General features: G+C 37.4%; 8 protein-coding genes. 2 read left to right on the forward strand and 6 right to left on the reverse strand.

The annotated features are described in order from the left end of the window. Positions 1–133 precede the first annotated feature (133 nt). A complete protein-coding gene (locus tag U859_RS0126960; protein WP_025146344.1) occupies positions 134–1,816 on the reverse strand; it encodes an SUMF1/EgtB/PvdO family nonheme iron enzyme in 1,683 nt (560 codons plus the stop codon). Positions 1,817–2,474: 658 nt separating this feature from the next. Here U859_RS0126960 and porV point away from each other — a divergent pair. After that, on the forward strand, positions 2,475–3,668 hold the full coding sequence (gene porV / locus U859_RS0126965; protein WP_025146345.1) for a type IX secretion system outer membrane channel protein PorV: 1,194 nt from the start codon (positions 2,475–2,477) through the stop codon (positions 3,666–3,668). A gap of 62 nt (positions 3,669–3,730) precedes the next feature. After that, on the forward strand, positions 3,731–4,210 hold the full coding sequence (ispF, locus tag U859_RS0126970) for a 2-C-methyl-D-erythritol 2,4-cyclodiphosphate synthase (RefSeq protein WP_025146346.1): 480 nt from the start codon (positions 3,731–3,733) through the stop codon (positions 4,208–4,210). A 62-nt stretch (positions 4,211–4,272) separates the two neighbouring features. On the opposite strand, the gene U859_RS0126975 is transcribed toward ispF, so the two are convergent. The 5 genes from U859_RS0126975 to U859_RS31755 form a co-directional block, all read right to left on the reverse strand. After that, on the reverse strand, positions 4,273–7,671 hold the full coding sequence (locus U859_RS0126975; RefSeq protein ID WP_025146347.1) for a glycosyltransferase: 3,399 nt from the start codon (positions 7,669–7,671) through the stop codon (positions 4,273–4,275). Positions 7,672–7,865: 194 nt separating this feature from the next. Then, positions 7,866–8,735, reverse strand: coding sequence for a pirin family protein (locus U859_RS0126980; protein ID WP_025146348.1), 870 nt, complete (start codon positions 8,733–8,735; stop codon positions 7,866–7,868). 71 nt (positions 8,736–8,806) lie between these two features. Beyond that, positions 8,807–9,337: a YceI family protein gene (locus tag U859_RS0126985; protein WP_025146349.1), complete on the reverse strand. Its 531-nt coding sequence runs from the start codon at positions 9,335–9,337 to the stop codon at positions 8,807–8,809. Positions 9,338–9,560: 223 nt separating this feature from the next. Next, positions 9,561–10,148 carry a Crp/Fnr family transcriptional regulator gene (locus tag U859_RS0126990; RefSeq protein WP_025146350.1) on the reverse strand — a complete coding sequence of 196 codons (588 nt, stop codon included), beginning with the start codon at positions 10,146–10,148 and terminating at the stop codon, positions 9,561–9,563. Positions 10,149–10,158: 10 nt separating this feature from the next. Beyond that, positions 10,159–10,317 (reverse strand): FeoB-associated Cys-rich membrane protein, encoded by a 159-nt coding sequence (locus U859_RS31755; RefSeq protein ID WP_084153161.1) that lies wholly within the window; start codon positions 10,315–10,317, stop codon positions 10,159–10,161. Positions 10,318–10,661 lie beyond the last annotated feature (344 nt).

Raw genomic sequence — 10,661 nt, forward strand, 5'->3', positions numbered from 1 at the left:
CCTTATAAGTAAAAATAGCAGAGTGCAATGAACTTTAGATGACGAGTTTCTTTTTATTATCCGATAACCAAAGTATACTACAAAATACAGCGCATAAAAAAAAGTCCCGATATTAAATCGGGACTTTTATAATTTATTTACCTCTGCTAACTCTGTAAGGTTTTTGAGGTGGATTTTTAAAACTTCTTTTTCCTGCAGTACTGATCTCTGGAGCACCAAGCATGGTCATGGCACAACGGAAGCCAACTTCAGCAGATGATTCATCCTGTTGCATAAAACGGCGGGTTGCCGGGTTTAACCAGTACGCCATATCATTCCATGAACCACCTTTATAAACCCTCGATTTATCGTTCACCAAAGTTACACCTTCTTCGTTAAGTAGAGTGTTTTGTCTATCACGATAACCCCTTTGATCGGCCTGGTAAGTGGTAGATGCGGCTACTGCAGCCTGTGGATCTGTCGATTTTGAGATCGAATCTGAACGTTTAGCCTGAGCTTGTTTTTCTGCCCAGGTTTGTTTTCTGCCAGCATAAGCATTTTCCTTAATAGGATTACCATACTTATCCAAAGCGATTTTTCCACTCTGCGAATCTTCCAATTTTTTGTTGGTGAAATAGTTACCACGATAAGGATTAAATGCATCAGCATCAGTAAATGTAGCCGTTCTGTAAACATCATTAACCCACTCATTTACGTTTCCAGCCATGTTGTATAAACCGAAATCGTTTGGTGTATATTGAATAACCGGAACAGTTAAATCTCCTTTATCATTCAGTGAACCACCAACACCCATATAATCTCCAGGGGCTCTCTTAAAGTTGGCCTGAATCATACCTCTGGTTTTCTTTTTGGCCGAACTAACGCCCAAACCGTTCCAGGGGTAAATTTTATTCTGGTTAATGTTTTCGTATTCTGTGTTACCAATTAAGCCTAAAGCAGCGTATTCCCATTCAGCTTCTGTTGGTAAACGATAGGGCTGCATAATTACACCATCTTCTAGTGTTGCTGTTCTTCTAGGCTGACCGTTTTTACCACCTGTAGCTGCTGTTCCTCCAGCAGTTGTAGTAGCTGCGCCAGCTTTTGTATTATAATCAATTGGTGCATTTTTACCGATGTCGTTGTACTGGTTGTTAAGGTAAGCATCCGTATTATATGGCTTATCTGGTTTTGCAGCAGCAGTGGTTGTAGCACCATCCTTTGCTTTTCCATTACCTGCCAATGTTTTATAATCAGTTAAGATTCCTTTTTCGCGCAGGATAAATTCATTTGCTCTCGAAGTCCTCCATTCGCAATAGCGTGATGCCTGCTCCCAGGAAACACCCACAACAGGGTAGTCACGGTAAGCCGGGTGCCTTAAGTAGTTATCAACGTAAGGTTCGTTATATGATAGTGCCTGACGCCATACTAAGGTATCCGGTAACTCATTATAATAATATTCGCGGTCTTCCGGGAAATTATACCTGATCCAGTGTAAGTATTCTAACCAATCAGTATTCGATACCTCAGTTTCATCCATGTAAAAAGATGGAACGGTAACCTGTCTTTTGTAGTTGTAGATATTTGGCTCAACACCTGGAACTTCGATGGCACTACCACCAACTACTAAAACCCCACCTTCAATCGGGATTAAACCCGGTCCTGGTGCTCTTTTGTATTTGGTAGCTACAGCAAAAGCACCAGACTGGTTGTTTTTGCTTTTCCTATCTGCATAAGGAATACCGGTTTTACTAGAACTGTTTCCACTTTTTGAGCTACAACCCGAAAGCAAAACGGCTAATGATAAACAAGTAAAAGAATATAGTAATAGTTTTTTCATATAATACATTGGAAATATCGCCAATAGGCAATTCAGACGATAAAATTAAACAAATTTTAAATGAATATATAAATTATGTGACAATAAAATATCGATTATATTTTTAAGCCTAAACGTATTATTTTATATCGTATTGTGTCTATGAGTTATTTAAACGAAATTTTAGCTAAATAATTATAAATAAGCGATATAAATATAATTAATAAAAGTTAATCGGTTTTTAGAGGTGATGAAAGTGGTGTTGGCATTTGTGTTATTTATCATTTGGTTTAATAAATCTTTTATCTCATCAGATTTATGCTTTTAAGCAGCTTTAGTGGGCATTATGATTATTGGTAAATAGACATAATGTGATAACAATTTAGAGATTGCAAATAAATTAACCATATTTGATTTATAGATATTTGGCGGTAAAATACCAAAATTGAAAGAATTAAATAATTAACAAGATCGAAGTGAATTCGTTTATATACTAAGTGGCTATAAATTTGTTACTTATGGTTTTTGCTGTCACACCCGTATGTAAAAATCGTAGGCTTAATTAGTAAATAATGTTAGAATTCGTAATTTGGTAAAATATAAATTTTGGTTTTACGTTACAGAGTATATTCTTATTTATTGCTAAACACCAAGATCTAAAATTACGTACCTTTAAAGGATGAATTTCAAGTACATCAGTAAACTTGCTTTTTCTGCACTCTCAATGGCCTTGGTGTTTGGTAAAACGAACGCCCAAGTGGTTATAGGCAATAATACACAACCCAATGGCAGTGAGTTGAACAATATCATAACAGCAGTTCCATTTCTGCTTATTACCCCCGATGCCCGCGCCGGAGCAATGGGTGATGCTGGTGTAGCCGTTGCGGGAGACGTAAATTCTGCCAGTATAAATGCTTCAAAACTTGCTTTTCTGGATAAACCTTATGGTTTTTCTGTTTCTTACAGCCCCTGGCTAAAAAGTTTGGTGCCTGATATTAACCTCGCTTATTTAAGTGGTTTTTATAAGTTAGACGATCGCAATACCATTGGTGCTTCATTAAGGTATTTTTCATTAGGCTCCATCCAGCTTACCGATATCAACCAGCAGGATCTGGGTATTTCGAATCCAAGTGAACTTGCTTTTGATGTTTCTTATGCACGTAGTTTTGGCGAAGAATTTTCTTTGGGAACCTCTTTGAGGTATATTAACTCCAATCTGGCTTCAGGACAATTCTCATCTTCGGGCCAGGTGCACAGTGGAAACGCGGTAGCTGTTGATATTTCGGGGTTATATAAAACATCAACAATACTTTTTGGCAAACAGGCTATTCTTTCGGCAGGAGCCAATATCTCAAACATCGGAACAAAAATGAGCTATTCTGATGGGGGAGAAAACTTCTTTTTGCCTACCAATTTTAAAATAGGCGGTGCATCTACCTTCACAATGGATGATTTTAGTACCTTAACATTTGCGCTTGATTTTAATAAGCTTTTAGTGCCAACACAACCGATATACGATTCGAACAATAATATTGTGAGCGGCAAAGATCCAAACCGTTCGGTACCTGCCGGTATTTTTGGTTCGTTTAGCGATGCACCTGGTGGTTTTAAGGAAGAATTGAAAGAAGTTGGAATATCAACCGGTCTGGAATATTGGTACAATCAACAGTTTGCTGTAAGGGCAGGTTATAATTACCAAAGCCCAATGAAAGGCGATAGCCGTTACTTTACCTTAGGACTTGGCTTAAAATACAACGTATTTAATATAGATTTCTCTTATTTAATTGCAAATGCGCAAACAAGCCCGCTTGCAAATACCCTACGTTTTGGTCTATTGTTTAACTTTGGCGACAAAAAGATTGTTAAAAAGTAATTTGGCTGCTAGAGCTATATAACCGATTAACATATTTAAACAATTTATTAACCAAAATTTCCATGAAAATTAGAGTAGGTTTCGGATTTGATGTACATCAGTTAAAAGATCAGCATCCTTTTGTTGTTGGTGGGGTTACATTAGACCATCATAAAGGTGCGTATGGACATTCGGATGCCGATGTTCTGCTCCACGCCATTTGCGATGCATTGTTGGGTGCCGCTAATTTACGCGATATCGGCTTCCATTTTAAAAATACAGATGATCGATGGAAAGGAATCAGTAGCATTATTTTATTAAAAGAAACGGTTAAGCTATTGGCTGAAAAAGGATGGCAAATTGGTAATATCGATGCCATGCTCTGTTTAGAAGCGCCAAAAATCAATCCACACATTCCTGCTATGCAACAGAACATTGCCGATGCAATAGGTATTTCCACAGAAGATATTTCGATTAAAGCAACCACTAATGAGCAGATGGGTTTTATCGGAAGGGAAGAAGGCGTTGTTTCTTATGCCGTTTGTTTGATAGAGAAGAATTAGGTGCCGGTATACTAAAGAAGTCAAGTTTTTTAAAAAACTTGACTTCTTATTAATCTTTTAACTTACTGCTCTTTCACATTACCTGTTCTTTTTATCGTTCCCCAGGTTTCCAGCTCACCCTTAATCGCTTTTCTAAAAGAACGGAACAGCACCACATACATCAACTGTCTCCAGAAAAAACGTTGGGGGAAAATGTAAAGTAAGTTGGTATATTTCTCTTTTTCCATACGGAAAGCAATGGCTGCAAAGAACATATCTACTACAATAAAGATAATGTAATAAAACAGCACCTGACCAAAGCCGTTATGCAGGCTTAAAATCCCCGAAAATCCGGTTAATGTTAAGTTGTTGATGGCACTTAACGAGAATAAGCCGCTGATTAAGGAAATCAACATGAAAAGATCGGCAAGTGGAGAAAATAAGGGTAAAATGATCTGATAAATCAGAATATTTGGCATCCCTACCATTCCAAAATAGCCATATTTCTTGTTAAGCAGTGTTTTTCTGTTTTTCCAAAAACTTTGCATTACACCAAAACTCCAGCGGAAACGCTGTTTCAAAAGCATATTTACCGTTTCTGGCGCTTCTGTATAAGCAATTGCGCTGTCACAGTTTTTAACCTTATAACCTGCTTTTAAAATACGCATCGTTAAATCGCAGTCTTCGGCAAGGGTATCCACAGTGAAACCGCCGATTTCGATGATTACATTTTTTCTGAAGGCACCAATTGCACCCGGAACAACGGTAATGGTATTTAAGAGATCGAAAGCTCTTCTATCCATGTTTTGAGCCGTAATGTATTCAATTGATTGCCATTTGGTGATGATATTGTTAGCATTTCCAACTTTTACGGTTCCGGCTACAGCAGCAATTTTTTCGCTGTAAAAATAACGCATCAATTCGGTAACGGCGTCATCTTTCAATTGGGTATCGGCATCAATACAGATTACAAATTCTGCAGAGGCCCTTGAGATACCATAGTTTAGGGCTGATGCTTTACCTCCATTTTCTTTTCTGAAAACCTTAACCTGAGGGTGATTACCAAAATTTTCGTTAATGATTTCGAATGTTTTATCCTTTGATCCGTCATCAACAAAAATGAGCTCAAAATTAGGATAAGTAGTTTTTAATAGGCTATTAATGGTTTGAACGGCGGTAACTTCTTCATTGTAGGCCGGAATAATGATACTCACTTTCTCGGAAGGATTAGCGATTAACTTGCCCACATTGCGTTTTGCTCTTTTTCGTTGTCTAATGGCGAGGTAAGCAATAAATATGGTTCTTAAAATGGCCAATACAATGGCAACAGAAAATATGATGTTCAAAATCATGTTTCCGTAGTAAAAGAAATTGATGAAAAAATAATCTCCAGAACCAGTGAAACCACTATTTGCTGTAGATTTAACGGCAGGCATCAACTCTGATCTTTTTTTGCCCATTAAATCGCCAACGGTGGTAAAAGTATATCCTTTGGCTTTAAAGAATTTGATAATCCTTGGCAAAGCGGCAACAGTAGCCTCCCGATTACCACCTGCATCATGCAACAAAAGGATGTTCCCATTTTCATGCTGTTTTACCACTTCATTAAAAATCTGATCGGCAGTTTTTCCAGGCTCCCAATCTTCAGGGTCGATATATTCGCCAATATTGATGTAATTCTCTTTACGGCTCTGTGCAACCGGTAAAATTTCGGAAATGTTTTGTGGTTCGGCATCAGCATTAAATGGTGCACGGAACAGGATGGTGCTGTGGCCTGTAACAGCTTCTATTAAACGACGGGTAGCATTTAGCTCAAATTTTACACGTCGTGGGCCTATGGCAGACATGTCGGGATGGAAAAAAGTATGATTCCCGATTTCGTAACCATCATTATATTCCTGCCTTAACAGTTCCATATTCTGCTCGGCCATAATACCCACTACAAAGAAACAGCCAGGTACTTTTTCCTGTTTTAAGATGTTTAATACCTGTGGTGTATAAACCGGATCAGGTCCGTCATCAAAGGTTAAAGCGATTTTTTTATCCGCTTCGCCAAATCTTTTAATTACATATTGTTCAGGCAGGCGGATGTATTTTTGATCAGCAATAGAAAAATTGTCTTTATTTAAGGTGAATTTTACGCTACCTGGGGTAGGTGTAGAAATCAAGTCCAATATTTCGCCATCGCCTAGATAGGAGATACCACCCATATTTAGTGAAGCGATTTTACGCAGATCGAAAGGTTTTTTCTTTAAGGTATCGAGACTAAGATCATTTGAGATGAATGACCATAAACGTTTGTCTTCAGAACCTAAACGCCATAAGGCAATACCTGCAATATCCCAGTCATCAGCCTTGCGGATTAAGTTAAAATAAGTGGCCGCATCGGTAAAATATACTTCGTGTTTAATGCCACTTCCATCATTATAGCTGTAATTTAAATTTGCCGATTCGGGGTTAAAGTTAATTTTGCTTTTGTAATTAACCGCGTTAGTCATGGCTTGTTCATAAGTAATTGGTACACCAATGCTATTTTTTGGCCAATCGTAACCGTAACAGGCCAAAGCCAGGATCACCTTATCTGCATTTACCTTGCTACAGATATCGTCCAGTTTTTCTTCTACCCATTCCTGATGGGATATATCTCCTGCATTACTTTGATCAGTATGCTGGTCATAAGCCATTAAAACAATGTAATCGTTATAATTTTGAAGGATTTCTGGCTTGTAATCATCGTTTTCTGGCGAAATATCCTGCGAAACAATCAGTTTTTCTGCATGAAACTGAGCATAAAGATTTTTCATGAAATTGTTAAAACTATCGCTGTTTTCGAGGTTAAGCTCTTCAAAATCTATGTTGATGCCACTGTAACCATATTTTTTAGTGATCGCGATCAGGTCGTAGATTAACTTTTGCTGTGCCGGTTGATTGTTTAGCAAGCGTCTTACCGCCGCACCGTCCCAATGATCTTTGTTATAATTGGAAACCACTGCAATAGCCGATTTTTTACCATTGTGGATTACTTTCAATGCAGCTGTATCCGCTTTATCAACAATAGAATCACCATTTAAAAAGAACGATTCTGTGGCCACCATATCCAAATGGCCGATGTTGCGTTTTAAATCCGATATTGATGATTCTTTACTTGCAGCCCAACTTACATAGAATGCCATATTGATGCGCTTGCTGTTACCACGGTGGGTTAAAATACGGTGCTCACGGTCTTTTTTGATTTTTTGAAGTTTCGATTTCTCGATCGTAAAATCTTTGTACTGCTGCGATTTTTTTAACTTATCTAATTGTTTTTGCGTTAGCGGGGTGTTGGTATCGATAAAAGGTAAATTAGGTGCCTGTACCGATGATAGGGTATACACTACGCAGATGATTGCGACGATGAAAACTAAAAAGAAAGTACGGCTTACCCATGTAAAAGTATTCCAGCGTCTTTTAGTCTCAGTTTGAAATATTTGTTTTCCGGACATTTTTCTGTTCTGATTTATGATCAAAAGTCACTAACGAATATGAAGATTGGATGAATGATCTGAATTAAGCGCTGAGATGATTGATCGTTATTTATTCTAAGATACTATTTTATGGTTGTATTTCTAAGCAGACATAAAAAAGCCGGCAAATTTTGTTAAAAATGCCGGCTTCAAAATATAAATTATATGAACCTCTACTCTTCTAAATAACCAAATCTACCTTGATTATAGTCTTCAATGGCCTGATTTATTTCGGCCTCTGTATTCATTAAAAAAGGGCCATACTGAACAATAGGTTCATTAATAGGCTGCCCACTCAAAATAAGTAAAACACTATTTTCTGAAGCTTCAACCTTAATTTCTTCACCTTTGTTGTCGAAATAAATAAAGTGATCAGCTGCTATATTTTCAGATCCGTTGATTTTTACTGATCCTTCAATTACCATAAAGCCGGTATTAAAATTTCTTGGAAAATTAAAGACAGCTTCTCCGCCCTTATTTAATCTCGCATTATACAGCTCAATAGGGGTAAAGGTGGTGGCGTTGCCTTTTATTTCTTGATAATTACCTGCAATGATTTCGATTTTTCCTCCGTTTTCTGGTAAATCAAAATGAGCCATATCAGCCTGTTTAATGGCCTGATATTTCGCTTTACTCATTTTATCTTTTGCCGGAAGATTGATCCAAAGCTGAACCATTTGAAAAGGACCGCCCGTTAAACTGTAATTTTCTTCATGGTATTCTTTATGGAGTACACCGCTTGCAGCAGTCATCCATTGCACATCGCCAGGATATATCACTCCGCTGTTTCCTGAGCTATCGTGATGCGCAACGGCACCATGATAGGCAATGGTTACGGTTTCGAAACCCCGGTGGGGATGAACACCAACGCCTCTTGGATTTTTCCTTGCAGAAAACTCGATTTTTGAGCCATAATCCAATAAAAAAAATGGACTCATATCAATTTCATAACCACTTGGAAAAAAGTTATGTACCCTAAAACCATCACCAACCATATGAGGTGCCGGTGCTTTAAGTACGTTTTTTATTTGTTTTGTTTCCATTACCTTCAAGTTAAATGAGGCATGGTGAATGGGGCATGGAGTAATAACCCCATGCTTAAATTCCCAATGCTCTATGCTTGTTTCACAAACTGCAATTCGCCTAAAATGCGAACTTCTTCACTTACCATTACACCACCGGTTTCTAAAGCAGCATTCCAGGTTAGGCCAAATTCAGAACGGTTGATTTTTCCACTTAAAGTAAAACCAGCTTTGGTATTTCCCCATGGATCGGTAGCAATACCACCAAATTCTGCAGTTAATTTTACAGGTTTGGTTTCGCCTTTGATGGTTAAATTACCTTTAACGATATAATCGCCACCATCTTTTTCTACTGAGTTTGATTTAAATTCAATGTGTGCAAATTTTTCAGCATCAAAGAAATCGCCGCTTTTTAAGTGGTTATCACGGTCGGTATTTCCGGTATCAATCGAATCGATATCACCTTTGAAAGAAATTTCAGCATTTTCGAATTCATCACCTTCAGAGGTTAATTCTGCCGAAAAAGATTTTAAACTACCAGTTACTGTAGTAATCATTAAATGTTTTACTTTAAATTGTAATTCGCTGTGGGTTGGATCTAATGTCCATTTCTGTTTTGCCATATCTTTTGTTTTTTGAGATGTTTAATATTTACAACACAAAAGTACAGCACAGGGTTTGATTGGGAATTGATGTATGGTAAGTAATGAACTATTGAAGTGATTGAATGAGAGAAGGATAGAGAAAATAAAGGAAGGAAGGATAAAATGAGAGAATGTTGAAAGGTTATAGGTTGGAAAGTTGAAATGTTAAATTTAACTATGACATTCACTCATTCAAAATTTTCTATGGTCTAAAATGTTTATTGGCCAGTTCTTTTCTAACGCGGCTGAGCGATTCGGGGGTGATACCCAGATAAGATGCGATCATCCATTGAGGTACGCGAAGGGTAAGGTTGGGATAAAGCTTGATGAAATCGAGGTATCTTTCTTCTGCTGTTGCGCTTAAAAGCATATTGATTCTTTTTTGCATAAAGCGGATGGAATTATGGAGCATGGTTACATTTAACGCCAGCAGGCATGGAACTTTCTTGGAAGCTTCACTCATAAAATTATCGGGAACGATTACCGATTCTGTAGCTTCTATTGCTTCGATAAAGAAATCAGAAGGTTCATTGTGCATTTGATTCCTATCGGAGATAAACCAGTTTTCTGGTGCGAACTGAATGATGTGTTCTTTGCCTTTCGAATCGATAGAATAAGACCTTAAGAGACCTTTACCAACAAAAAAACCATATTTTAGGATATCTCCTTTAAACTGTATAATTTCGTTTTTCTCGAATTTTTTAACCTTTAATGGAGCTGAAATACTATCAAATTGCTCATCAGTTAATTCTATTTTTGACTGAAAGTACTCCTTAAACTGATGAATCATAAAACAGGCGTTATTTTTTTATGGGCTTAATATCGGAAAAATCTACACCACATTTGCAATTTCCACCACAGCCATCTTTTTTTACCTGTAAAGATTTAAAAACCAAACGGCCAACATATACCAATGCAACCGCAAAAAGTAAAAAGACTAAAATCGTTTGAATATCCATAATACAAATATAAGTGCTTTTAGCGTTTTGGTGTTCAGTTGAATGTAAATTATTGCTGCGTATTTTACCACAGAGAAAACCGAGTTTTACACGGAGTACACTGAGCGGGTTTTAAGATATTTTGCCACAGATTCACAGAAAACACGGAGGGATATTACTTAGTCATAATTTTCCGTGCCATCTGTGTATCAGTGGCCGAATGGTTATTGAAGATTTTAGGTATAGTTTTTTGTTTTGCCACGGATTCACAGAAAGCACGTAGGGATATTACTTAGGCATTGTTTTCCGTGCCATCCGTGTCTCCGTGGCCGAATGGTTATTGAAGATTTTAGGTGTAGTTTTTT

It is taken from the genome of Pedobacter jeongneungensis (genome assembly GCF_000633455.1).
GTDB classification, from domain to species: domain Bacteria; phylum Bacteroidota; class Bacteroidia; order Sphingobacteriales; family Sphingobacteriaceae; genus Pedobacter; species Pedobacter jeongneungensis_A.